Source organism: Lachnospira rogosae (ex Hitch et al. 2025) (assembly GCF_040096455.1).
Taxonomy (GTDB): Bacteria; Bacillota; Clostridia; order Lachnospirales; family Lachnospiraceae; genus Lachnospira; species Lachnospira rogosae.
In genome coordinates this window covers 182590-208085 of sequence record NZ_JBBMER010000002.1, presented here as the reverse complement: position 1 = coordinate 208085, position 25496 = coordinate 182590, and the positions used below count along the sequence as shown (strand labels likewise).

The window sequence follows — 25496 nt, the reverse complement described above, 5'->3', positions numbered from 1 at the left end:
CTCCTTTACAATTCCACCAAATAAGAGTACAATAATTTAGGTATGCTACTATGGCTCAGTAGGTAGAGCAACTGATTCGTAATCAGTAGGTCGCCGGTTCGATTCCGGCTAGTAGCTTGTAACAGTGAAACTTGCGAGAATGTCAGACAGGATATTCTCGCATTTTTTTAGGTGTGATTTGCAGTGTATGCTGATAATAATATAGAATGTTCTTTTTTAAAAACATTTTCCCGCAAATCACATAAAAAACAAGTCAATCATCTCGAAACCAGCTAAAATCAAGGGGGTGGGTAAGACATTTAATCAAAAAAAGAGATGGAAGTAGGCCTTGTTGACATTATTAGACAAGGTTCGTATAATTGTACAGAATAATAAACGCCAGAGTAAGTATTCAAGGCGCAAAGGATAGGAGATAATATGGAAACAAATATCAGACAAGATAACAACGAAGAAGTAGAAATTGATATTATGCAGATCATAAGGATGCTGTTATCAAAGATATGGATAGTAATTGTAGCAGGTGTTGCGACAGCAATAGTTGCATTTGGAATAACAGAGATAGCAATTACACCTCAGTACCAGTCATCCATCAAATTATATATAATCAACAGACAGAATGGCACTACTACAACACTTAGTGATATTCAGTCATCAACACAGCTTGTTAAAGATTATAAAGTTCTTGTGACAAGCCTTCCAGTAGTAGAACAGGTAGTTAAAGACCTTGATCTTGATATAACACCAGATGCACTCGTTGGCAAGATTTCTTGTGAAATCGAGACAGATTCACGAGTTCTTCAGGTAACAGTTACAGATACAGACCCTAAGAGAGCTAAAGAAATAGTAGATGCAATCGCAGATGTATCTGCTAAGCAGATAACATCAGTAATGCAGATTGAAGGCGTTAATGTAATTGAATATGGACGTGTTGCAAATGCACCATCAAGTCCTAATGTTAAGAAGAATACAATGCTTGGTGCAATAGCAGGTATTGTAATAGCAATAGCAGTGCTTGTAGTCAACTTCATTCTTGATGATAGAATTAAGACATCAGATGATGTTGAAAAATATCTTGGCATAACTAATCTTTCACTTATTCCATTAACTGAAGAAGAATATAATGGACAGCCAAGCAGTAAGAAAAAGAAAACAAGAAAATAGGTAAACAAGAGAGTGTGAAAGGATTAAAAATATGCAGACAATTAATATAGAAACTAACCAGCAGGATGATTATCAGGTAAGAGAAAGCTATAGAAATTTAAGAACTAACATATTCTTAAGTGGTAAAGATACAAAGGTAGTAATGTTTACAAGCTGTGGACCTAATGAAGGTAAATCAACAGTAACAATGAACCTTGCTTCATCAATAGCAGATGGCGGCAAGAGAGTGTTATTCATTGACTGTGATTTAAGAAAGTCAGTTCTTGTAGGACGTTACAGAGTTAAGAAGGGTGTTAAGGGATTGACACATTTTCTTTCAGGACAGAACACATTAGAAGAAGTAATATATCAGACAAATGTGCCGGATATGGACGTTATTCTTGCTGGTCCGGTGCCACCTAACCCATCAGAGCTTCTTGACAGCCCATTATTCAAAGAGACTGTAAGACAGATGAGAGAAAAGTATGATTATGTAATCATCGATACACCACCTCTTGGAAGTGTTATCGATGCAGCTATTGTTGCACAGGTATGTGATGGTGCGGTTCTTGTAATCGCAGCTAACCAGGTAAGCTATAAGTTTGCTCAGAATGTAATGGGACAGCTTAAAAAGACAAAAGTTAAGATAATCGGAAGTGTTCTTAATAAGGTTGATTTATCAGAAAATGGTTACTATGGAAGATACTACGGCAAGTATTACGGTAAATACTACGGCAGCTATTATGGACATTATAACAGCGAGGAGTCACCAGATAAATCATTCGAGAAAGCTAGAAATGCTTCATCAGCAAGAAAGAATACTAACAATGCTTCTAAGCCAGTCAAAAGACAGGCAGGAAGTGTTGGCGAGGTAGCCGCAAGAAAGAAAGCTAATGTGGCAGGAAACAACACTGGTGTAAGAAAGAAGCCATCGGCAGATGAGTTTGATGGAGATTTTCTTATGGATTATGATGAGAAATAAATAACAATAATATATAGATAAATATAAGATTGGAACGAGGATAAGATGAAAGAAAATAAGGGCAGGATGAGTAGAAATAAAAATGTAAGTATGTATGTAGGGGCATTTAATATAATAATGCTCCTGATACTTACATTGCATTTTGCATATATGTGGAATAATGTATATAATACAATGCTTAAGACACCATTTATGGGAAGTGGTAATAAGCTTATGGTATTCACAATCTTTCTCCTTATCTTTGTTACATATAAAATGTGGGGCGGATTTAAGCTTGGATACATTAAACTTGTTAATCTTGTATTCTCACAGTTCCTTGCACTTATAACAACGGCAATTGGAGAATATCTTATAATAGCTTTAACAGCGGGACGAGTTGACAGTATGGGACGACTTGCAGGTCTGATAGCTGTTTCAACATTGATTGATTTAGTGTTCTGCGTATTGTATGACCTTGTTGGGATAAGGATATACGGAATGATATTCCCACCAATAAAATTATTACAGATTAACGGTGTTCATAAAAATCATTTACGTTATAAAATATCTAACAGAAGTGATAAATACGAAGTTTGTGAAGAAATATCATATAAAGAGGCATCAGATGTAATATATAATAAAATACTTCAATATGAAGCAGTTCTTCTTAATGATATTCCAAACAACGAGAGAAAAGAAATACTTAAATTCTGCTTTGAAAAAGATATTCCAGTATATTATACACCTAAGATACAGGATATACTTGTAAGAGGTTCAGAAGAGATTAATCTGTTCGATTCACCATTATTCCTTGCTAAAAATGTTGGAATGACAACAGGACAGGCATTTGTTAAAAGAACTATTGATATTGTAGGTTCAACATTAGGACTTATTATATTATCACCGGTATTCCTTATAACAGCAATATGTATAAAGTTAGAGGACGGCGGTTCAGTGTTCTTTATGCAGGACAGATGTACATACGATGGCAAGGTGTTTAGAATACATAAATTCAGAAGTATGAAAGAAGATGCGGAAAAAGATGGCAAGCCGCATCCAGCAACTTCTGATGACGACAGAATAACTAAGGTAGGTAAATTCATAAGAGCAACAAGAATAGATGAACTTCCTCAGCTTGTTGATATATGGGCAGGCAATATGAGTATTGTAGGACCAAGACCAGAAAGAGTTGAGCATGTTGCTAAATATACACAAGATATTCCGGAATTTGGCTACAGACTTAAGGTCAAAGGCGGACTTACAGGTTATGCACAGGTATATGGCAGATACAATACAACATCTTACGATAAGCTTAAGATGGATCTTATATATGTTGTAAACTATTCACTTATGCTTGATTTCCAGATAGTGCTTGAAACTGTAAAAATAATATTCAGCAAGGAAAGCACAGAGGGCTTTACAGAAGAGAATAGCAAGATAATGAATGAATATGGACAGGAGCTGGAAGCTGCAAGACAGGAGATTGCGGCGACTAGGGAAGATAATTAGAGGATAAAGAAAAGGTGTTATATTATGTATAAGTATAGTGTTTTAATGTCTGTATATTTTAAAGATGATGCTGATAATTTGAGACTAGCAATTGATAGTATGCTTAATCAAACAGTTAAACCTGAACAATATGTAGTTGTTGAAGATGGAAAACTTACATCTGAATTAAATACGGTAATTGATGAATATGAGAACCAATATCCTGAATTATTTACAATAGTAAAAATAGCACAGAATAAAGGACTTGCTAATGCACTAAATGAGGGAATAAAGGTATGCAGGAATGAATTAGTTGCAAGGATGGATGCTGATGATATTTCATTACCAGAACGTTGCGAAAAAGAGCTGGAGTGTTTTGAGTTATACCCTGATTTGGATATATGTGGATGTCAGATAGATGAATTTTATGATGATGTAAGAAATATAAGAACTTCAAGAGTAGTGCCAACTAATTTTAATGATATAAAAAAATTTATGAGAAAACGACAGCCATTCAATCATCCGACAGTTATATATAAAAAGGAAAAGGTTATAGAATATGGTGGATATAGTTTGTTGAAAAGAAAAGAGGATTTTGATTTATTTTCTAAAATGATCACAAACAATTGTCGAGCAATTAATTTAGAAGAACATTTATATTTGTATAGAGCAAATGACAGCAATTATAAAAGAAGAAAAAACTTTGAAAATTATAAGAGTGCATTAAATGTATATGTACGACACATAAAAAGAGGTGGTTGTACTATAATTGACTTTATTATAATATGTATAGCTGAAACGATTTTTTTTATAATGCCTCTATCATTTATGAGAAAAATATCAGATAAATTCTTGAGGGAAAAGGTGAAAAAATGAAATATATAGTATTTTGTCCATATTTTGGAAAATTACCAGCTCACTTTAATCTATGGCTAAAATCTTGTTCTTATAATAAAAGTTTTGAATTTGTTGTCATAACAGATGATTGTATCGAAGATATTATACCAGTAAATGTTAAATATATAAAAATGACATTTGAACAATTTAAAAAAGTGATACAGAGAAAGTTTGAGTTTCCTATTGCACTTGATAATCCTTATAAACTATGTGATTTTAAACCTACATATGGTTATGTCTTTGAGGAAGATATATTAAATTATGATTATTGGGGTTATTGTGATGTAGATTTGATTTTTGGTGATTTAGAAAAATTTATGCCTGATAAAATATATGATAAAATATCATATTTAGGACATTTAACATTATATAGAAATGATATAAATATAAATCATTGTTTTAAACAATGTGATAAAGGAGTCCTTTCTTATAGAGATATATTAGGATCTAATATGCACTTCGGATATGATGAAATTGGAGAATATGGAATAAATAGTAAATTTATTTCAAAAGGTTATACGATATATCATTTGGAGCAAAGTATTGCTGATATATATTGTTATAATAAAAATATGACATTAACATATAAAAAAAATAATGATTTTATGCATATTAAGGGAAAAAGAATTTTTTCGTTTGAAGAGGGAAAAATATATTCCTGGACGTTATCTCAATCAAAAGAAATAGAAAAACAAGAATACGCATATATACATTTTCAGAAACGCAAAATGATATGTAATATAAAAAATGTAGATAAATTTTTGGTTTTGCCGCATAAGTTTATAAATTATATGGATATAAATGAAAAAATAATTAAGGACAGTCAAGAAAAAGGAGTATATTTATTAAGTGTTAAAATAAAAATAAAAGCTTTCTTTCATTTGTTGCATAGAATTATTATTATTATTAAAATTAAGCATACGAATAAAATAGATAAGTTTGATGTTAATAAGCAGAAGATAGTCAAAAAATAAAGAATATATCAAATAAATTATCTAAATAGCAAATTAAAAAGTATATATTATATATGTAATATTCAATCATAAAATGTTGTGGAGTCATCTTCAATGGTATAACCTTGCTAAATAATTAGATTAGGTATATGTGCAGTTGTAGGAAAGTTTTCTCTATTATTTATAAAAATGCTTTAAGAAAGTTTTATTGTACCCACCAGTATCTCAACATTTGCCAATAACAGGAAATCAAGATGTTTCTTGTGTTGGATAAATCATTTGCAACTTGTACCAAAGCTTGCTTAAAATAAGGACGAGTATGGGAAATCTAGTGTATTTATTGCTTTGAATATTAAATTGGAGAGTCAGAATCTTGTCTAAAAAACGAGGATTTTGCTTGTTACGAGAAAAGGCATATTACTTCTTATTTTTAAAAGTTGAGATACTATGCTTTTTCTAAATATAAAAATAAGATTCTAATTAATAACTACTGGTTGCTTATATTCATCTAAGTTATTCGACTATATATTTTCTGTAGTATGTTATTTTTATAGATGAATAATATCAGAAAGAAGATAAATTGGAAAAGTGAAAAAATCAAGATGTTTTATAATGTATTGGTGATTCACGCAGAAAGGCGGATTATAAATATGAAAATTGTAATTACAGTTGCAACTTATTATCCATTAGTTGATGGGGTACAAAATATAACAGAATACTACGCTGAGGGGTTAAGTGCGTTAGGGAATGATGTAACAGTTGTAACAGGTATACATAAGACATTGAAGCAGTATGAAACTTATAAAAATGTTAGGATAATTAGACATAATATATACACAAAAAGAGGAAAATATTATGGCGATATCAAAGGCTATATTGATTTAATATATGAACTTTCAAACAATGCAGATATACTTATAAATGTATGTACACAAACGGCAACAACAGATTGTATATTAAAGAAATTGAAAAATATCAAATGTAAAAAGGTTTTATATATGCACGGAATGGCTGATTTTAGATTTCCACGTATACCATTGGTAAAATTATATGATGTAAAAAGATGGTTATTTAATATAATACGATGGAAACCACAATATGCTATTTGGAAAAAGTATATAGTGAATTATGATATGATAATTCATTTACATAAAGAAGATCAGTCTTATAAATATACAAAATTATGTGGAGTTGATAATAATATAGTGCTTGAAAATGGAGCTGATTTTGATTGTGAAGTTGATAAAAATACAGAAAAATTGTATTGGCTTTGTCTATCAAATTATTCATACGATAAAAATCAGGAATTAGTATTGAAAGCTTACTTAAAATCAAATACAAAATTAGATATGATGTTTATAGGAACCTGTGAAAATGAATATTTAAAAAAATTAAAAAAAATGATTGAAAATAACAATAGCAACAAAAACGTTCATTTTAGATATAATTTAACAAGAGAAGAGACAATTAGAGCGTTAAAGAATTCTTATGGATTAATAACAGGTAGTAAGGTTGAAAAATATCCTGTAGTTATAAGTGAGGCTATGAAATGTGGTATTCCTTTTATTTCAACGGATACAGGCATAGTAAGGTATCTTCCTGGAGGATTGATAGCAAATAATCAAAAAGCCATAATTAATGCAATGGATAAGTTGGAAAATGATAAAGAATTCAGAAAAGAAAAAGTTATAGAAGCGAATATGTATGCTCAACAAAATCAAAATATGTTATATAATATTAAATATTTAAATGATAGATTATATAGACTATCTAATGAGGAGATTGGCTATGAAAATTAGCATTAAAGATGATTTATCACGTTTTAAATACATAGTTTTATTTATACTTTTTATATTAGGAAATAGTAAAAATGTTTTATTTGCTTATTTAGCATTTATATTTATTTTACTTTGCATTTTAATTGAATCTAAAGAAGAAAATATATATATGATTTTTTTTCTGCTACCTAATATTAGAATATTAGATGCTACAGGTATAACATCATTAATTAATGTTGCGGTTTTTTTTGCAAGTTTAAAATATATTTTAATATCAAAACGATTAAATAAAAAAAATTTAATTGTCGCATTGTTTTTTTTGATTTGGGAATTATTGCATTTATTTTATATGGGGAATTATATTGAGGGAATTATTCAGGCAATAAATATTTCATTTGATATTTACATATTTCTTACATTGTCAAAAGATGCTAATTTAATACTGAAATTTGATAAAAGTTATTATTCAATGATTGCCGGAATTTTTAATTCAGCTGCAGTATTTTTGATTGTTAATCCTAGTAAATTTAATATGTTATTTAGTACATCATATAGATTAGATGCTTATGGTAATGATCCTAATTATTATTCCATTTATATATTGATTTGTATATGTTGTTTGCTTATTACTATTCATAAGTCACAAAATAAAAATAGAGATAGTTTACTTGTTTTTATATTAGCATTTATCGGTTTATTAACAGCTAGTAAGATGTATGTTTTTTGTTTATTAGGAACATTTTTTGTGTATTTTTTATCATTGATAAATAAGATGGAAAAAAAGCATTTCAAAGCATTTGCAAGGATAATATTATTAGGTAGTGCTATTTTTGTATTGTTCAGAAAAATAATAATTATGTTTATAAATAAATTTATAAAAAGATTCAATGAGAATTTTTATAATAACAAAATAAGTAATTTAACGACAGGAAGAACTGATAATTTAACTAATTATTTAAAAGTTATGGGAAATGATTTCTATGGATTATTGATAGGTAGGGGACTCTCATATTATCGTTTCTATAGAAGCAAAGGATATAGTATATTAGTGGCACATAATACTTATTTTGATATGATTCTGTCTATGGGAATAATAGGAAGTTTGATTTTTATTGTTTTAATAGGTATAAGTTTAAATGGTTATTTAATAGATATAAAAATGAGTAATTTTATCTTATTAATTCCATTATTAGTATTTTTTATAGAATTATTTGGGCTTAGTTGTTTTTCTACAGATATGATGTGGTATATGTTAGTATTAGCAATACAACCTATATTAAAAAAATATAACAATATAGACAGTAACTATTAAAAGATAACCATAAATTGCCCGTTTTAATATTGGTATTAAAATAGGCTAATAAAGTAATATATATTAGAAAGAAAGGAAAAGAGTGATAGTTAGCTTATTAATTATCATACGAGGTATAAATGGAAAAAGTAATTGTATTGATGTCAACTTATAATGGTGAAAAATATATTAAACAGCAAGTTGATTCAATACTTAATCAAGAGAATGTAAGTGTTGAATTGGTTGTAAGAGATGACGGATCTAATGATAATACGATTAGTATATTAAAAGAATATGAAAAGGCTGGAAAATTAATCTGGTATACAGGTGATAATAAAGGAGCAGCATATAGCTTTTTTGATTTAATGGAATATGCAAAAAATAGGTATGATGATTATTGTTATTTTGCTTTATCAGATCAAGATGATATATGGAAAAAACAAAAATTATATAGGGCTATTACGGAACTTAAAGAAAATGATTCACAATTATATTATTGTTCCAAACAATTATTAAGCGATAATAAAGAAGTTAATGGTAGGATAGTTAAAATATTTCCAATGGATAAAGAAGAGCATATTATACGTAATTGTGCAGGAGGGTGTACAATGGTTATGTCATATTATATGCTAGGTTTAGTTTGTATGTATAGACCCAAGTGGGTTGAAATGCATGATTCGTGGATAGCAAGAGTTGCATATTTTAATGATATTAATTTTGTTGAAGATGAAGAAGCAATGATAATGTACAGAATACATAACGATAATGTATGTGGAACATATACAAATTTATATGAAAAAATAAGAAACAAGTTGAAATATGATATTAAACAGAAAAATGTTATAAAACGGACAGCAAGTGAGTTATTGCAAGGTTACAATCAAAATTTAAGTTGTGACAATAAAGAAATATTAAATTTGATTGCTAATTATGATTGTAATTTTTATAGTAAAATTAATTTGTTAAAAAAATATAGAAAATGTAAATTTACAACTAAACAGAGAAAAGTTGATTTTGTGTTAAAAGTTATTTGGGGGAGGATTTGATGAAAATAAAAAGATTACTTTTGATGTTAAGAGGTGAAATACTAAAAAAGAAACTTCTTCGATGCGGAAAACATATAAGAATAGAAAAAGATTATGAAATATATGGACAAAAGAATATAATCATAGGTGATAATTTTTATGCCAATAAGGGATTAAGATTAGAGGCATATGCAAGTGATAAAAGAAAGAATCCAATTATAGATATAGGAGATAATGTTTCGCTAGGACAAAACTGTCATATAGGAGGTATAAATAGTATAAAAATCGAGAAAGGTGTATTAATTGGGAGTAAGGTATATATAACAGATCATATGCATGGTAACCCTCACAAACATTATGATATTCCACCGGCAAAGAGAGAATTATATTCTAAAGGGAGTGTTTTGATAGGAGAAAATACATGGATTGGAGATAATGTAGTCGTACTACCAGGTGTAAAAATAGGAAAAAATGTAATTATTGGAGCAAATGCAGTAGTAACGAAAGATATTAGTGATAATGTAACAGCAGTAGGGGTTCCAGCTAGAACTATAGAATATTAAGAAAGAGAATAAAATTTATGATTTCGAAAATCAAGCGAATGGTAAAGTCGATTAGAGATAATTTAAGAAAAAATATAATATATAAATCAAAGAGAAAAGAATTACTTAATAAAGAGCCTTCTATTATAAGCTGTGATTGTTTGGGAGGATTGGTGAGTCATGATTTAGGATTACAATTTAGGAGTCCAACTATAAATATGTATATGACGGCTTCAGATTATATAAAATTTATATACAATATTAAAACCTATATTGATATTAATATGTTAAAAGATGATGAAAAAAGTTATAAAGAAGGATATCCGGTTGCTAAACTAGGAGATATATATCTATATTTAGTTCATTATAAAAGCGTAGAAGAGGCACAGATTAAATGGAATGATAGAAAAAAAAGAATAAACTGGGATAATATATTTTTTATAATGAATGATAGAAATGGATGTACATATAAAGAAAAACAATTATTTAGTGATTTTATTTTGTCTAATAATTATAAAGGGGTATTTTTTACATCAGATAAATTGGAAAATATGAATATACCATGTGTATATATTAATGATAAAGATAAAAAAGGCTATATTCCCGACTTGACGAGATATACTGGATTGTTACACAGAGGTTATGATATATATAATTGGACCCAATTTTTAAATTCGTCATATAACTTATAATATATATTATGAAGAAACTAATGGAGTGTTAATTTAATAATTTAATAAGAGTTAAGGTGGGTCTTATTTGTAAGTTTGTTAAATCGTGTTATGATAATGATGAAAAAAGGACGTTTGGAAAGGAAAAATGATTTGAAATGGTAAAGATAAAAAATGACAATTACAAGACAAGAATATTATCTTTGGATGCATTGAGAATTTTATTCTGCATAACGATTGTTTTAAATCATTGTGTTTTTTTAAAACAGTAAGAAGAAGGAAAATATATTTATGAGAAAATATTTCATAATGGAGCTTTTGGAGTGACATTTTTCTTTTTGGTTTCGGCGTTTCTTACTTATCGAATTTATTCGGAAAGCGGTATTAAGAATGTATATACTTTTTTGAAAAAGAATGTATCCAAATTCTATATTCTATATATGGTAACACACATAGTAGTTGCGACTTATCTGGTGATAAATGGGGCATCAATTATTAAAACTATGCTAAAATTGTTATTAGCTGCTACATTGATGCAGTCTATGACAATAGTGGGGGCAACAATCTTAAATGGTGCTTGTTGGTACTTGTCTACATTGACTGTTTTATATTTTTTTACACCTTTTATCATACATTTTGTGAAAAGTTTGAATAAGAAACAGGTATACGGATATTCAATTTTAATGATTGCAATTATATTTTGTATTCATTTTTTAGTAAACATTCTCACAGGAAATATTATTTCGTCTCAAATAGCTATAAATCTGACATACACATTTCCAATATATTGGATACCAGCCTATACACTAGGAATGTTAGCTAACAGATGGAGTTTTCCAGATAAGGTTAATAGTACGGTTATCGAAGTGATATGTGTTATTGTAGGAATAGTGGTATATCTATTAGGGATAAACGGTCCTGATTTTATTATTGAATATAGGAATTTAGCTTATGTAATTTGTATACTTCCAATTATTTATTTTTTCTCAAAAGAAGAGGGGATAATTTCTAGGTCGTTAGCAAAGTCTAAGACTACAAAAATTGTTTCTCTAACAATGGAAGTTTATATGATTCATTATGTTGTAATCATTTGTACAGCAGATATATTGGAGCGTATGTCAAGTACGCTTGTAGGAGGGGCTTTTTGTGTTGTTATAGTTTTTGTTATAACAATTATGTTTTCCGCTGTTTGGAAGAAATTTTATAGGAAAATATGTTAATGATATCTACATATTATTGTTTGTTGTGTGAAAAATAAAGGAGTTGTAAAAAGAAAACTATGCTAGAAAAGAAAAGTATGAAAAAAGCAGGTACCTATTATATGTTTGGTACTTTATTTAATAAAGGTATTGCGTTTATTACAGTCCCTATCTTTACTAGAATTTTAACTGTGGCAGATTATGGAGTAGTTACAACCTATAACGCTTGGGAGTCCATCGCTGCAACATTTATGAGTTTGGCATTATATATGGCAATCAGGGCCTCTTTTATTGATTATGAAGATGAGACAGAAGATTATTTATCTTCTATACTCATTTTTACACTGATTTATGGCAGTATACTTACAGTAATTATTTGGTTGATTGCTAGTTTTATATTATCGGCTCAATATATAATAATAGTTGTTTTTTGCTTGTTGCATTCTTTAGGAGCTGCGTTAATTGAAAATGTGTCAATGTATTTGATGATGAATTTCTGTTATAAATTTAGAACCGCTATTATGGTGCTTCCAAATTTGATTTCTACGACTATTGCAGTAGTATTAATTAAATGGGCATTGAAATCAAAACTGTATATGGGCAGGATTGTTCCAACAGCAGTGGTGTTTTTTATTTTTGGCATTTCAGTTGCTTTGTATTTCTTACCTAAAGGAAAGATTAAATTAAATAAAGAATATATTATGTATGGTCTAAAGATTTCATTACCATTAGTTTTACATGGCATTGCACTTAGCATTTTATCTCAATCAGATCGTACTATGATTACGATGCTTAGAAATGCAACAGAAACAGGAATCTATGGATTAATTTATAATTTTAGTATGGTTGCTACTGTAATAACAACAGCATTTGATGGAATGTGGGTCCCTTATTTCACTAGAAAGATGAAAGAAAAAGCGTATGCTGATATAAACAGAATTTGTATAAAGTATATTGAGTTAATGACCATTGCAATGATAGGTGTGGTCTTATTAGCACCAGAAGTTGTGAAAATTATGGCTACAGAATCTTATTGGGATGGAATTAAAGTAATTCCACCAATTGTACTTTCAAATTACTTGATTTTTATTTATACTCTCTATGTGAATGTGGAGCATTATTATAAAAAAACAGTGTTTATTTCAATAAATACAATTATAGCTGCTGTGGTTAACATAGCACTTAACTATTTTTTTATATTGCAATGGGGATATGTTGGAGCAGCTTATACGACACTGATGTCTTATGGATTATCGTTGATTTTGCATTGTATATATTCTAGAAGGTTGAACGACAGGGTAATTCCATTTAAGATTATTGTGTTGCCCTCTATTATGATTGTTGCGGTTGTTTTATGCTTTTATATTTTTATTAATATGTGGATGATTCGTTGGGGAATCGCCTTTGGTTGTTTAGCTGTTTTAGTAATTAATGAGCGAGAATTTTTGTTAAATCTTGTTAGAAATGATAATTAGGAAGTGATAAGAATGTATAATCCGATAACAGAAAAAGATAAACAGATGATAGCATATCATAAAGCTTTGGAAAATGTGAATTTATCATTGTTTCCAGGTATGAATTCGAAACAAATATTATTTAATGAATGTTTGTATTGTCAGATGAATAAGGGAAAGAATTGGTTAAAAATAGTTATAAAAAATTTGTTTTTTGTACATGAGAAGATGGAAATGGATCTGAAATCTTCCCCAATATTATGTTTATATACAAAAAATTATAGAAATGACCATGACGGATACTGGGAAAAGATAAAGGCTGATATAGTGTCATATAATACTATAACTTTTCTTACGAAACTATCTTATCATATAGATTGGAAAAATTTGCATAAAAAATTAGATTGGTTTTTTATATCGATGCGAGAACTTTCTTGTATTTCTAATATAAAGGATAGAGTTTATATGTCGGTTATGTTGGCAGCTAGAAAATGGATGTTTGAGGAAGTTAAAAAATTAGAATTAAAGCCAAAACTTGTTATGACTTATTTCGACTCAGGTCCAGATGAAAATGTTCTAGTGCAATATTTCAAACAACAGGGAGCGATTACAGTAACTAATCAGCACGGCATAGGAATATTTAAATCTTGGAATTATGATTTAATGAACCAGAGTCAGATACTTAATTTTAAGTCGGATTTCTTTTTGGCTAGGTCAGAAAAACAAAAAGAAGAATTTGAAAGAGCTGGTTTTGATGGAAATAGGATTATTGTTGTTGGGTATATAGGTAATAAAGAATTGCGAGTAAAATTGAATCATACAGGGGTGTTGGGATTGTTTTTAGATACTCCTAGTATGCCTTTGAGCGAACAAGCAAGTATTACTTTAATAAAATTTGTAGAAGACATTTCAAAAAAAATGAAATTTAAATATATTGTGAAGTGCCATCCTAATGATGATGTTCATAAATATAAAAAAATGGTATCTGAAAAATGTATTGGCATTTACGGCAAAGAAATTAGTGTGCAGGAGTCATTTGAGATGGTAGATATAGGAATAGTACATACATCTTCTACATATGTAGATGCGTACGAATATGGAATACGGTGTTTGAAATACTGCTCAGATGCATATTTTCCAATTTCGGTTAAAGAAGATGAATTTAGAACCTGCGAAGAATTGGAAAATAAATTGAATTTGTGGAATGTTAAACCAGAAAATGAGAAGGAAGAATATATATTGAGTATTAGAAGAATGTATGCTGGTAAATGGAAAGATGGCAATATTCGGAATGTAATAGAAAAATTATTGGTTTTATAACTCTAATAAAATTAAATGGCGAAAGAGTTAAAAATAGGAAATATGATTAGACAGGAAAGGAATGTGATTTATTATGTAGGGAAGACTAATGATTTAAATTAGAAACTGTAGATATTTATGTACCTAGAATTTACTGTTTATATAGGGAATTATGTGGCGTTTATGTATTTACAGAAGAGATATTTAAAAACACTGATTACTGTATTTAATTTAAATCATATATGCGAGATATCAGAGATTGAATTGATTGACGGATATTATCCAGAATATTTTGATTATTGCTACTACTTATTCAAAAATTATAAGGAAATAATTCGATTGAATAAATCGTCTTAAAGGAAGGACTATTAAAATGAAAACAGTTGCCTTAATTCCAATTAAATTAGGTTCAAAAAGAGTTCCAGGAAAGAACATTAAGCCTTTTTTTGATGGAACACCATTAATGCATTTTATTCAGAAAGCTTGCTTAGAGGCAAAGAATATTGATGAGGTTTATATCTATTGTTCTGATGATGCAGTTATTCCATATGTTATACCGGGGGTAAAATACCTTAAACGCCCAGAGTATCTTGATGGAGATGGAATAAATGCTAATGATTTTATTAAAGAATTTATGAATACAATAGATGCAGATATTTATGTAAATGCACATACCACATCACCATTTGCCAAGGTTTCTACTATTGAAGAATGTGTAGACAAAGTGGCAAGTGGGGAGTATGATTCTGCTTTCTGTGCTGAAGCATTAAGAACATTTATGTGGGAGAATGGGAAACCAATCAACTTTGATCCAGACCATTTTCCTCGTACACAGGATCTTCCATTGATTTATGGAGAAACGTCTATTGCCTATGTGTTTACTAAAGCTTCTTTCTTAAAACATAACAGAAGACTAGGATCACATCCATTTATTAAGGAAGTAGATAAAATTGAAGCTATGGATATTGACTATCCTGAAGATTTCGAAATATGTAATGCAATATATAAGGAGATGTTGAAAAAATGAGTATACAAATAACAGATTGTACAATTCGAGATGGAGGATATCTTTTTAATAAGAATTCTAATCCAGAATTTGTAAAAGGTATTATGAAAGGTTTAGCTGAAGCGGGGATAGATTTTGTTGAGACTGGTTTTCTACAGACAAATGTTACAGGAGAAACTTTAGTATATGCAGATTCAGTAGATGCAAGAAAGTATCTTCCAGAAAATAGAAAAAATACACAATTTCTTGGATTTTGTGATAATAGCAGATATTCATTAGAAAATTTGGATGATTATGATGGTAAATCATTCAAATGGTTAAGAATTTCATTTGCACAGCATGAAATTGATGCTGCTATTGATTTTTGCAAAGGTGCTAAAGAAAAGGGATATCTTGTACAGTTTAATCCGATGGATTCTATCAGCTATACATATGAAGAACGATCTTCATTAATTGAAAAAGTTAATGAAGCGAAACCCGCCGCATTTTCAATAGTTGATACTTTTGGCGCAATGGATATGACGGATTTAGTTAGTATATTTAGACAGGTTGATAGCCTGTTGGATAAGAATATTAGGATTGGTCTTCATTCGCACGATAACCTTGGACTTTCATGTGCGTTAGCTGAAAGAATGATAGAACTAGCAGAAGAAAGTGGTAGAGATATTATTGTTGATGGCTCACTTTTTGGAATGGGAAGAGGGGCTGGAAATGCAAAAACAGAGCTTCTTGCGGATTATATTAATAAACATTGTGGGGGGCATTATGATCTTCAAAAACTACTTGAGACAATTGATACATATATTATCCCAATACTTGGTGAAGTGCATTATGGATATGATCTGCATATGTATGTTTGTGGTACAAAGCATTCTCATGTGGATAATGTTTATCATTTAAAGAAAGCTTATAATTGTACAGCTAACGAGATGTTTGATGTAGTAGAAGCACTTTCACCTCAGCAAAGAACGAGATATGGAACTGGTTACTCAAAGACAGATTTTTCTGCTTTAGATAAAATATATTATGATTATAAAAAAGGTGCAAAAAGTGAATAAAATGTATTGATACATTTTATTGTAGTTTTTTATTTCGTTGGTTGAAATTTTGAAAAAGATATAACATTTGCCATAGTGCTTAAGAAAGTATTTGAATTGATTATGATTATAATAGGTGACAGTCAGGTTTGTGTGCTCTAGTATTTGACAGAAATGTTACCGATTTTAGCTAAAGTTGTAAAAACGTCAGTTAAAGTGTATGGATCGATATTGTTTATTTATGTTGTGATATTTTGTTTTAGAAAGATGTACTATGGTACAAACGTATGCAAATCAAATTTTTGAGAGATTACTTAGAAAGGTTGGTATTTAATGAACTGTTCAGAATACTTAGTCGATTATCTTATTAAAAAAGGTGTTGCCGATGTATTTGGCTATTCTGGAGGATATATTGTACCTTTTATGGATGCTTTATATGCTAGAAAGGATGAAATAAAAATACATGTTTGCTATAATGAGCAGGGATGTGCTTATGCAGCGGATGGTTATGCTAGAATGAGCGGAAATCTTGGTGTATATTTTACAACTTCTGGACCAGGTGCAGTTAATGCGTTCGGTGGGTTAGCTGATGCTTGGTTTGATGGCATACCACTTATGGGAATAAGTGGTAATGTTCCCACAAATGAGCAAAGAGGTTTTTCAGGTGTTCGTCAGAATGGTTTTCAGGAGATGGAAATTGTTTCTATGACGAAGCATATAACGAAGTATTCTGTATCTCCCAATCATGCAGAAACATTTCCGGATATTGTTTCAAGAGCTTATAAATTGGCTACTACAGGAAGAAAAGGGGGTGTGGTCATTGATTTTCCATACGACATACAGAAAACCAGTATTGATTGTAGGTAATGGTGCAAGATCAGCGGGCATATCTGAGCTTATTTATGAATTTATAATAAAGACTCATATACCAGTGCTTACTACAATGAATACTGTGGATATGATTCAGGATGAATATAGAATTGGTTTCATTGGCACATATGGAAATCGCGTTGCTAATATGATATTAAATGAATGTGATGTGGTTATTTCTGTTGGAGCCCGTCTTGGTTTAAGACAAATTGGTCACAAAAAAGAATTGTTTGCTCCGAAAGCAAAATTGATTCGTTGTGATGTTGATCAATATGAACTTGCTAGGATAATCAAGGAAGACGAAGAGGATTATACTATGGATGCTAAGGCATTTATGAAACAATTGTTAGCTGAGGATATTCGTGATTATACAGAGTGGTGGAATAATTGTATGGAAGCAAAGAAGCTTTTAGATGATTATGATGATACTGATGGAAATAAATTAATGAAAAAGATTTCAGAATTGCTTCCTAAAAATCCGATTGTCACGGTTGATATTGGTCAGACAGTTTGTTGGGCAGCACAGTCTCTTTCTTTTAAAGGAACAGAAGGTAGAATAATTATTGGAGGAAGCTATGGCGCAATGGGTATTGGTCTTCCGTATGCGATAGGATCCTCTATCAGTATGAATAATGGAATTACATACTGTATTACTGGTGATGGTGGGCTACAGATGAATATTCAAGAGCTAGAAACGGTGAGAAGAGAAAAGCTGCCAATAAAGATTCTTGTAGTTAATAATAAAGAACTTGGTAAGATTAGTGAAATTCAACGCGGGTCTTATAATGATAGATATTGTATAACAACCGCAGAAAGTGGATATACTGTTCCGGATTTTGTGAAGATTGCCAATGCTTATGGTATTAAAGCTGCCAATGTTAGTAATTATGAAAGATTAGATGAATATAAAAACTGGATGTTGGATGACGAACCTTGTTTGCTAAATATTATGCTTACTTCTGGAACACTTCTTATACCTAAGATTAAGTGGGAAACTTGTACAATTAAGCCAGATCTTGATGAAGAAATGCAAAAAAAAATAAATGCATTAATAAATGCGTGAATAAAAGAATGTCAGCATTGGAGGTTAGATATGATTAAATATTTAATTATGGATGTAGATGGTACGCTCACTGATGGTAAGATATATATGGGACCAAATGGAGAGACTATGAAGTCATTCTCTGTTAAGGATGGTATGGTAATAAACTGTATTTTAAAACCTATGAATATCGTACCTGTTATTATCACAGCTAGAAATAGTTCTATTGTTCAAAATAGATGTGATGAACTTGGTATAAAAGAAGTATACCAAGGTAAACTTAATAAACTTATTACACTAAAAGAAATTGTAGGTGAAGATGGTCTTGGTGTTTGTGCTTATTTTGGAGATGATATCCTTGATTTAAAATGTATGCATCCTATTAAAGAAGCTGGCGGTATAGTCGCATGCCCTGCTGATGCTGTGAAAGAAGTTAAAGCTGTTGCTGATTATGTATGTATCAACAAAGCTGGAGAGGGAGCTCTTAGAGAATTTGCTGAATGGCTTGTTTCTGATAGAAGCAATGATAATGAAATAAAAGATAGAATTGAATCAGCGGTTAAATATCTAAAAAAATTAAAAGTTTCAGAAGCAGATGTTGGTAAAAGAGTAGATGTAAATGATAACTTTTATTATAGTGTGCAGAGTTATGATACAAGACCAACGGAAGAGTGTAAACTTGAGTCGCACAGAAAGTATATTGATATTCAAGTTATGATTTCAGGTGAAGAAAGTATGGATATAGCAGATATATCTAGGCTTACTTTGAAAGAAGAATATAACGAAGAAAAAGATGTTATGTTTTGGAATATACCAACTAGAATGAGTAAAACTACGTTGCTTTCTGGAGATTGTATTGTTCTTTATCCAGAAACAGCTCATAGAGGTGCACAAAATATAGAAGAAACTAAACATGTGCTGAAGATTGTTGGTAAGGTTAATATAGATTAGAAAAGTGTATAATAATGTAATTATAATTGACATAAAAAATGGATAAAAGTAACATTCTGTTAGAAAACAATTATTTATGTTTGTATGATATTGGACAAAATAATTATTTGCGAAGCAGTCTTGTACTTAAGATAACATCGACATATAGTATTTCTTAGATATAATATGTCGATGTTATCAAATCCAAAAAAGTCTTAACAGACTTCAAAAAGATATTGGTTGTTGAGTGATTTTCGCGGTATTTAGTTGATATGTGAAGTAGGAAGATTGTAATCTTCCTGCGTTAATCCAGCAAAGTATTTTTTGAAATATTATGTTTTTTATACTTGTTTTTGACAGGTGCAGATAAAAATGTATGCGAAGATGGAGTGCTTGTTCTTGCGGGTGACAACCTTTTGGATTTCTCTATTAAAGGATTTCTTGATTTCTACAAAGAGAAAAATGCAACCTGCATAATGAGACATTATGAGCCATCGTTAGAAAAGTTACAGCGAACAGGCGTTGTTGAAGTTGATTCTTCTGATAAGGTTATTTCAATGGAAGAAAAGCCTAAAGAACCAAAGAGCAACTGGGCTGTGCCACCATTTTATATTTATGGCAAAGAGGATTTACCGGTTATTGTTGATTGTGTCAATGACGAGGAGATTAATCTTGATGCACCGGGTGGATTTATTGAATGGTTCTGCAAGAAACGTGAAGTTTATGCGTATGAAATGCCTGGTGAGAGATATGATATAGGTAATAGGGAAAGTCTGGAGTGGATTAGGGATAATTACTAATAATGAACTAATGATTTGAGGGGTGCATATGGAGGCAAAGGTAATATTATTTCATAGTAATGAATCTGATAAATGTAAAGCATTTATAAATAATGATGTAAGTTTGATTACAAGTAAAAATGGAAAAGATGATATTTGGTTAGGTGATGGTATGTATTTTTGGGATAATAAGGGGAATGTTGATTGGTGGAATAGTAAGCAACGTAACAGGAAACCAAATGAAACTTTTTCAATTGTAAGGGTTAATGTAAATGCTGACAATATATTAGATTTAACAGATTATGATGTTTATATGAAACTAAAGTATGCATGGGAAAAACTAGCAGAAAAAATGCAATGTAATCAGGAATTACCTTTGGGAAATAAGTTGAATATGCTATTTTCTATAGATTCATTTTCTCAAAAATATGATATAATTAAAGTGTTTGGAAAGTATAATAATACACCAGCATATGGTATATTTTCATATGATTATAAAGCTAATAAAGCAGAACCAACGATTGGTGTAAAATGTATATATAATATCAAAAATTCAAAGTGCATTTTAGAAAAAGAGTTATATAAGGAGGTTTAATTATGGGTAAAATTGATAGTTTGGAATTCCTTGATTCTTTTATAGAACAAATAGATAGTTTAACAGATGAAGAGGTTGAAATGTATAAAAAAAATTATCAAAATGAGTTGAATAATAAAATTCAACAACAGCAATTTGATTTTATACCTCCATTTAACGAAAATGATATTGATATAAAAGAAAGCAAGACAACATTACTAAATGATTATAGTTATAATAAATTAGATGTTTTTTATAAAGGTGTTGATAATAATATTAATGAGAACATTGACAAAACAACATTTGTTTATGCAGCATAGGGGGTATTTATGGTAAGAAGTGGTTTTCAATTTGCAAATCCAATATTAGAGAGGGTTAGCTTTGTTACTAATAATAAATTTGATAGCGATAAATTTGAAGGGATTGATATAGAATCTCAAACAAGTGTTGAAATGCATGAAGAAAATACAGCGAAAGTGTCTTTAAATGTTATAGTAGGAAGCAGTGAAGATAATCAGCCATTCAATATTGATATAGTAATGAGTGCTAAATTCAGATGGAGAGATACTATAGATATAGCTAAAGTTAAGGAATTATTAAAAGTTAATGGTGCTTCTGTATTGTTATCGTATATAAGACCTATAGTCGCTAACTTGACTAATAGTTCTCAGTATTCAGTATTAAATATTCCATTTATGGATTTTACACAATCTGATAGTAAGTGAAGTACCTAGTTAATCATACATTATACAAAAATATCAGACAAATTTTTATTTTTGTATGGTAAATATACTTGAATTATGATATTATTACAATATCGGTGTTATATAGACTTGAATAATTTAATAAATGGTTCGAAGATACGATGTTTTACAGATATTTATAGCTTGTTCTACGTTAATCAGGACTGTAGTAGTATGTCTGTTGCTGGGAAATGGGAGTTGTATTTTATAACCCGCTGTTGTGCGTATATAGGAGAATGAAAGTATATGTTTAGAAAAAAGACAGAAGAGAACTTATTGCCAGAAGGTGATGTCAGGCGAATGATTGAGGCAATTGACAATATAGCCTCAGGTGATTTTAATGAGATAGATGCGACGGATTTTAATAATCCGTTGTATGCAGATAAGCTTAATTCAATGCTTAAAGCGGTTAAGCAGGTTAATAATCCAGTTGTTATGCGACTTAATGAAACTATGGAGATTCTTGGCGATAATACTTTGATTAAAGATACACTTAATCAGGTAGAAACACAGACTAAGTCGATACAGCATATGGAGAATGCCAGCCAGCATCTTGAGAGTTCTATAGAGAACATTTCTATGGCTATGGGACATATCCGTGATAATGCCCACGATATAATATCAGTGTCTCATAATGTAACGGTAGATATGAACGATAGTATCAAAGCCGTTAATGTGTCATCTAAGAAGATTCAGTCTATCAATAATAAAGTTCAGGATTTTAAGGGTAAGATTGGTAAGATTGAAGCGATTGTAGACCTTGTTAAGAAGGTATCTAACCAGAGTAATCTTTTGGCTTTAAATGCTTCTGTTGAAGCTGCAAGAGCCGGAGAAGCAGGAAGAGGCTTTGCCGTTGTTGCTGATCAGGTAAGATTATTATCTAATAATACAGCAGAGTCTGCTGGAAGTATAGTCAAGTATGTTAAAGAATTAAGAGATAATATAGATGAGCTTGCAAAAGCAATGGATGAGACTACCATAAGCCTTGGTGAAGGGAATGAAAAGGTAGAGAAGTCACTTGAAGTTATGCAGCAGATGAACAGCCAGATTGATGACATAAGTGAGAAGGTTGACAGTGTCTTTAATGACATAGATACACAGACAGGTGTTACAAAGTCATTTTCTAAGCAGATAGAGAATATTTCACAGAGCTACAGCATACTGTCTGATGACTGCCTTAAATCAGGACAGAGGGTATTCAAGGTGGGCAGATATCTTGATAAGACAAGAAGTGATCTTGTAAGAGGCTGTTCTAAGATTACACAGCAGGATTGGATGAGAGTGTTTGAAGTGGATCATTATATTCTTACATGGAGAGTATATAACAATATCGTAGGATTTGAACATCTTTTAAAGAAGCAGGTAGATGATCCGTCACGTTGTAAACTTGGTAAATGGATTGCACAGTTAAAGGATGATAAGATTGTAAATAGTTCTGAATTCAAGCAGCTTGTAAAGGCACATAATGATTTGCATCATTATGCAGAGCTTTCATGGCATGCTAATGAAGAAGGAGATAAAGAAAAGGCAATGCAGTATTTTAATGATACATATAATGCTTTTTCACAATTTGATGAGGCAATCAATAAGCTTCAGAAGAAAATGCAGCAGCTTGGTTATAATGATATAACTGCTATTGTGGCGTTTGAAAAGTAATTAATAGGAAGAGTTAATAATAAGGATTAGTATAAAAGTTAATAATAGGGATTAATAATAAGAGTTGATGCAGGGTGAAATATAGTCATAACACACAGTGGACGTGAAAAGGAGAAGTTAAGCTGAAATTGAAATATGGACTTAAAATAAATATTCTATACTCTTGTAATTAGGAACGGAATAATATATTATAAAGTGATATGAATTTTTAAAAGAGAGGAATATATCTATGTGTGGAATAGTTGGATATGTAGGTAATGAACAGGCAGCACCAATACTTCTTAACGGTCTTGCAAAGCTTGAATATAGAGGGTACGATTCGGCAGGTATTGCAGTTCGTGACGGCGAAAGTCCGGTTGAGGTTGTTAAGGCGAAGGGAAGGCTTAAGGCATTAGAGGAAAAGACCAATAATGGTCTTGCCATTAAAGGGACTTGCGGTATTGGACATACAAGATGGGCAACACATGGTGAGCCTTCTGAGAATAATGCACATCCTCATATATCAGATGATTATAATGTTGTTGGCGTACATAATGGAATTATTGAGAATTATCAGGAATTAAAGGATAAGCTTGTTAAGAATGGATACGAGTTCTATTCATCAACAGATACAGAAGTGGCTATTAAGCTTATAGATTATTATTATAAGAAATATGAGCATACACCTGTAGATGCTATTAACCATGCTATGGTTCGTATCCGTGGTTCTTACGCATTTGCAATTATGTTCAAGGAATATCCTGATGAAATATATGTAGCAAGAAAAGACAGCCCAATGATACTTGGTGTCAGTGATGGCAACTGCTATGTTGGCTCTGATGTACCGGCTATACTTAATTATACAAGAAATGTATATTATATTGGCAATATGGAGATTGGACGTCTTGCAGATGGTAATATAACATTTTATAACCTTGATGGTGATGAGATAGAAAAAGAGCTTGTAGAGATTAAATGGGATGCTGAGGCAGCAGAAAAAGGTGGATATGAGCATTTTATGATGAAAGAAATCCACGAACAGCCAAAGGCAATTGCTGATACACTTAATTCTGTATTAAAGGACGGGAAGCTTGATTTATCAGCAGTAGAGCTTTCAGATGAAGAGATTAAGAAGATTTCACAGATATATATCGTAGCCTGTGGTTCGGCATATCACGTTGGCGTAGTTGCACAGTATGTTATGGAAGATCTGGCTAAGATACCGGTAAGAGTAGAACTCGCTTCTGAGTTCAGATACAGAAAGCCTTTGTTAGATCCTGATGGACTTGTGATTGTTATAAGCCAGTCAGGTGAAACAGCAGACAGTCTTGCGGCATTAAGGCTTGCTAAGGATAAGGGACTTAGGACACTTGGCATTGTCAATGTAGTTGGAAGTTCAATTGCAAGAGAAGCAGATAATGTATTCTATACACTTGCCGGTCCGGAGATTTCAGTTGCTACAACTAAGGCTTACAGTACACAGCTTATAGCCGCTTACTGCCTTGCAATTCAGTTTGCCAGAGTAAGAGGTGAGATAACAGATGATGTGTACAGCACATATTTAGAAGAACTTAAGACTATACCTGATAAGATTGAGAAGATTCTTGAAGATAAGGAAAGAATTCAGTGGTTTGCCGCAAAGGTTGCCAATTCAAAGGATATATTCTTTATAGGAAGAGGAATTGATTACGCAGTCAGTCTTGAAGGAAGCCTTAAGCTTAAGGAGATATCTTATATTCATTCAGAAGCGTATGCCGCTGGTGAATTAAAGCACGGAACTATAAGTCTTATTGAAGATAATATTCTTGTTATTGGTGTGCTTACACAGAGTGAGCTTTATGAGAAGACGATAAGCAATATGGTTGAGTGCAAGAGCCGTGGTGCATATCTTATGGGACTTACTACATATGGAAAGTATGAAGTTGAGGATACAGTTGAATTTACTGTATACATTCCAAAGATAGATGAACATTTTGCAGCATCACTTGCTGTTGTGCCACTTCAGTTACTTGGTTATTATGTAAGTGTAGCTAAGGGACTTGATGTAGATAAGCCAAGAAATCTTGCTAAATCAGTTACAGTGGAATAAAATGAACTATATCCGTTCCACATAATAGAGTGGGACGGATTTTTACATTATTGACAATTATGTCGAATATAGTATAATTATTCAGATTGCATA

Annotated in this window: 24 protein-coding genes and 1 tRNA gene; all 25 read left to right on the top strand. The window is 30.8% G+C overall.

What is annotated here, in order from left to right; translation table 11 throughout:
* Window positions 1-44: 44 nt before the first annotated feature.
* The 25 genes from WMO14_RS03330 to glmS all read left to right on the top strand — a co-directional run bounded on the left by WMO14_RS03330 (window position 45) and on the right by glmS (window position 25403).
* Window positions 45-117, top strand: a tRNA-Thr gene (locus tag WMO14_RS03330).
* A 300-nt stretch (window positions 118-417) separates the two neighbouring features.
* Window positions 418-1161, top strand: a complete 744-nt coding sequence (locus WMO14_RS03325; RefSeq protein ID WP_349153279.1) for a YveK family protein — start codon at window positions 418-420, stop codon at window positions 1159-1161.
* Between the two features lie 31 nt (window positions 1162-1192).
* Window positions 1193-2122 (top strand): CpsD/CapB family tyrosine-protein kinase, encoded by a 930-nt coding sequence (locus WMO14_RS03320; RefSeq protein WP_090141372.1) that lies wholly within the window; start codon window positions 1193-1195, stop codon window positions 2120-2122.
* Between the two features lie 45 nt (window positions 2123-2167).
* A complete protein-coding gene (locus WMO14_RS03315) occupies window positions 2168-3610 on the top strand; it encodes an exopolysaccharide biosynthesis polyprenyl glycosylphosphotransferase (RefSeq protein ID WP_349153278.1) in 1443 nt (480 codons plus the stop codon).
* Between the two features lie 24 nt (window positions 3611-3634).
* Window positions 3635-4465 carry a glycosyltransferase gene (locus WMO14_RS03310; RefSeq protein WP_349153277.1) on the top strand — a complete coding sequence of 277 codons (831 nt, stop codon included), beginning with the start codon at window positions 3635-3637 and terminating at the stop codon, window positions 4463-4465.
* The gene (locus WMO14_RS03305; RefSeq protein WP_349153276.1) at window positions 4462-5460 is read left to right on the top strand and encodes a DUF6625 family protein; all 999 of its coding nucleotides are present in this window, start codon (window positions 4462-4464) and stop codon (window positions 5458-5460) included. The genes WMO14_RS03310 and WMO14_RS03305 overlap by 4 nt, the downstream gene beginning before the upstream one ends.
* Window positions 5461-6089: 629 nt before the next feature.
* Window positions 6090-7238: a glycosyltransferase gene (locus WMO14_RS03300; RefSeq protein WP_178473595.1), complete on the top strand. Its 1149-nt coding sequence runs from the start codon at window positions 6090-6092 to the stop codon at window positions 7236-7238.
* Window positions 7228-8529 (top strand): O-antigen ligase family protein, encoded by a 1302-nt coding sequence (locus WMO14_RS03295; protein WP_349153275.1) that lies wholly within the window; start codon window positions 7228-7230, stop codon window positions 8527-8529. Before WMO14_RS03300 ends, WMO14_RS03295 begins: the two co-directional genes overlap by 11 nt.
* A 119-nt stretch (window positions 8530-8648) precedes the next feature.
* Window positions 8649-9554, top strand: coding sequence for a glycosyltransferase (locus tag WMO14_RS03290; protein WP_349153274.1), 906 nt, complete (start codon window positions 8649-8651; stop codon window positions 9552-9554).
* Window positions 9554-10096 carry a DapH/DapD/GlmU-related protein gene (locus WMO14_RS03285; RefSeq protein ID WP_349153273.1) on the top strand — a complete coding sequence of 181 codons (543 nt, stop codon included), beginning with the start codon at window positions 9554-9556 and terminating at the stop codon, window positions 10094-10096. The genes WMO14_RS03290 and WMO14_RS03285 overlap by 1 nt, the downstream gene beginning before the upstream one ends.
* A 17-nt stretch (window positions 10097-10113) precedes the next feature.
* Entirely contained in the window at window positions 10114-10767 is a 654-nt protein-coding gene (locus WMO14_RS03280) for a DUF1919 domain-containing protein (protein ID WP_349153272.1), read from the top strand.
* Window positions 10768-11033: 266 nt separating this feature from the next.
* The gene (locus WMO14_RS03275) at window positions 11034-11966 is read left to right on the top strand and encodes an acyltransferase family protein (protein WP_349153327.1); all 933 of its coding nucleotides are present in this window, start codon (window positions 11034-11036) and stop codon (window positions 11964-11966) included.
* Between the two features lie 59 nt (window positions 11967-12025).
* The gene (locus tag WMO14_RS03270; RefSeq protein ID WP_349153271.1) at window positions 12026-13420 is read left to right on the top strand and encodes a lipopolysaccharide biosynthesis protein; all 1395 of its coding nucleotides are present in this window, start codon (window positions 12026-12028) and stop codon (window positions 13418-13420) included.
* 12 nt (window positions 13421-13432) lie between these two features.
* Complete coding sequence (locus WMO14_RS03265) at window positions 13433-14719, top strand: hypothetical protein (RefSeq protein WP_349153270.1); 1287 nt, start codon at window positions 13433-13435, stop codon at window positions 14717-14719.
* A gap of 352 nt (window positions 14720-15071) precedes the next feature.
* Entirely contained in the window at window positions 15072-15725 is a 654-nt protein-coding gene (locus WMO14_RS03260) for an acylneuraminate cytidylyltransferase family protein (RefSeq protein ID WP_349153269.1), read from the top strand.
* Entirely contained in the window at window positions 15722-16762 is a 1041-nt protein-coding gene (locus WMO14_RS03255; RefSeq protein ID WP_349153268.1) for a hydroxymethylglutaryl-CoA lyase-like TIM-barrel protein, read from the top strand. Before WMO14_RS03260 ends, WMO14_RS03255 begins: the two co-directional genes overlap by 4 nt.
* Before the next feature lie 312 nt (window positions 16763-17074).
* Window positions 17075-17608 (top strand): thiamine pyrophosphate-binding protein, encoded by a 534-nt coding sequence (locus tag WMO14_RS03250; RefSeq protein WP_349153267.1) that lies wholly within the window; start codon window positions 17075-17077, stop codon window positions 17606-17608.
* Entirely contained in the window at window positions 17553-18674 is a 1122-nt protein-coding gene (locus WMO14_RS03245; RefSeq protein WP_349153266.1) for a thiamine pyrophosphate-binding protein, read from the top strand. Before WMO14_RS03250 ends, WMO14_RS03245 begins: the two co-directional genes overlap by 56 nt.
* A gap of 30 nt (window positions 18675-18704) precedes the next feature.
* Complete coding sequence (locus WMO14_RS03240) at window positions 18705-19604, top strand: YhcH/YjgK/YiaL family protein (protein ID WP_349153265.1); 900 nt, start codon at window positions 18705-18707, stop codon at window positions 19602-19604.
* Window positions 19605-19930: 326 nt separating this feature from the next.
* Window positions 19931-20383 (top strand): sugar phosphate nucleotidyltransferase, encoded by a 453-nt coding sequence (locus WMO14_RS03235; protein ID WP_349153264.1) that lies wholly within the window; start codon window positions 19931-19933, stop codon window positions 20381-20383.
* Window positions 20384-20411: 28 nt separating this feature from the next.
* Window positions 20412-20957, top strand: coding sequence for a hypothetical protein (locus WMO14_RS03230; protein WP_349153263.1), 546 nt, complete (start codon window positions 20412-20414; stop codon window positions 20955-20957).
* A 2-nt stretch (window positions 20958-20959) separates the two neighbouring features.
* A complete protein-coding gene (locus tag WMO14_RS03225) occupies window positions 20960-21256 on the top strand; it encodes a hypothetical protein (protein WP_349153262.1) in 297 nt (98 codons plus the stop codon).
* Window positions 21257-21265: 9 nt separating this feature from the next.
* Entirely contained in the window at window positions 21266-21661 is a 396-nt protein-coding gene (locus tag WMO14_RS03220) for a protein-export chaperone SecB (protein ID WP_116443795.1), read from the top strand.
* A gap of 264 nt (window positions 21662-21925) precedes the next feature.
* A complete protein-coding gene (locus WMO14_RS03215; protein ID WP_349153261.1) occupies window positions 21926-23335 on the top strand; it encodes a methyl-accepting chemotaxis protein in 1410 nt (469 codons plus the stop codon).
* A 229-nt stretch (window positions 23336-23564) separates the two neighbouring features.
* The gene (glmS, locus tag WMO14_RS03210) at window positions 23565-25403 is read left to right on the top strand and encodes a glutamine--fructose-6-phosphate transaminase (isomerizing) (protein WP_349153260.1); all 1839 of its coding nucleotides are present in this window, start codon (window positions 23565-23567) and stop codon (window positions 25401-25403) included.
* Window positions 25404-25496: the final 93 nt, after the last annotated feature.

What these genes read in the sequence shown, in the direction of transcription:
- WMO14_RS03325 (WP_349153279.1), top strand. Translation starts at nt 418, where the DNA reads ATGGAAACAAATATCAGACAAGATAACAACGAAGAAGTAGAAATTGAT.
- WMO14_RS03320 (WP_090141372.1), top strand. Translation starts at nt 1,193, where the DNA reads ATGCAGACAATTAATATAGAAACTAACCAGCAGGATGATTATCAGGTA.
- WMO14_RS03315 (WP_349153278.1), top strand. Translation starts at nt 2,168, where the DNA reads ATGAAAGAAAATAAGGGCAGGATGAGTAGAAATAAAAATGTAAGTATG.
- WMO14_RS03310 (WP_349153277.1), top strand. Translation starts at nt 3,635, where the DNA reads ATGTATAAGTATAGTGTTTTAATGTCTGTATATTTTAAAGATGATGCT.
- WMO14_RS03305 (WP_349153276.1), top strand. Translation starts at nt 4,462, where the DNA reads ATGAAATATATAGTATTTTGTCCATATTTTGGAAAATTACCAGCTCAC.
- WMO14_RS03300 (WP_178473595.1), top strand. Translation starts at nt 6,090, where the DNA reads ATGAAAATTGTAATTACAGTTGCAACTTATTATCCATTAGTTGATGGG.
- WMO14_RS03295 (WP_349153275.1), top strand. Translation starts at nt 7,228, where the DNA reads ATGAAAATTAGCATTAAAGATGATTTATCACGTTTTAAATACATAGTT.
- WMO14_RS03290 (WP_349153274.1), top strand. Translation starts at nt 8,649, where the DNA reads ATGGAAAAAGTAATTGTATTGATGTCAACTTATAATGGTGAAAAATAT.
- WMO14_RS03285 (WP_349153273.1), top strand. Translation starts at nt 9,554, where the DNA reads ATGAAAATAAAAAGATTACTTTTGATGTTAAGAGGTGAAATACTAAAA.
- WMO14_RS03280 (WP_349153272.1), top strand. Translation starts at nt 10,114, where the DNA reads ATGATTTCGAAAATCAAGCGAATGGTAAAGTCGATTAGAGATAATTTA.
- WMO14_RS03270 (WP_349153271.1), top strand. Translation starts at nt 12,026, where the DNA reads ATGCTAGAAAAGAAAAGTATGAAAAAAGCAGGTACCTATTATATGTTT.
- WMO14_RS03265 (WP_349153270.1), top strand. Translation starts at nt 13,433, where the DNA reads ATGTATAATCCGATAACAGAAAAAGATAAACAGATGATAGCATATCAT.
- WMO14_RS03260 (WP_349153269.1), top strand. Translation starts at nt 15,072, where the DNA reads ATGAAAACAGTTGCCTTAATTCCAATTAAATTAGGTTCAAAAAGAGTT.
- WMO14_RS03255 (WP_349153268.1), top strand. Translation starts at nt 15,722, where the DNA reads ATGAGTATACAAATAACAGATTGTACAATTCGAGATGGAGGATATCTT.
- WMO14_RS03250 (WP_349153267.1), top strand. Translation starts at nt 17,075, where the DNA reads ATGAACTGTTCAGAATACTTAGTCGATTATCTTATTAAAAAAGGTGTT.
- WMO14_RS03240 (WP_349153265.1), top strand. Translation starts at nt 18,705, where the DNA reads ATGATTAAATATTTAATTATGGATGTAGATGGTACGCTCACTGATGGT.
- WMO14_RS03230 (WP_349153263.1), top strand. Translation starts at nt 20,412, where the DNA reads ATGGAGGCAAAGGTAATATTATTTCATAGTAATGAATCTGATAAATGT.
- WMO14_RS03225 (WP_349153262.1), top strand. Translation starts at nt 20,960, where the DNA reads ATGGGTAAAATTGATAGTTTGGAATTCCTTGATTCTTTTATAGAACAA.
- WMO14_RS03220 (WP_116443795.1), top strand. Translation starts at nt 21,266, where the DNA reads ATGGTAAGAAGTGGTTTTCAATTTGCAAATCCAATATTAGAGAGGGTT.
- WMO14_RS03215 (WP_349153261.1), top strand. Translation starts at nt 21,926, where the DNA reads ATGTTTAGAAAAAAGACAGAAGAGAACTTATTGCCAGAAGGTGATGTC.
- glmS (WP_349153260.1), top strand. Translation starts at nt 23,565, where the DNA reads ATGTGTGGAATAGTTGGATATGTAGGTAATGAACAGGCAGCACCAATA.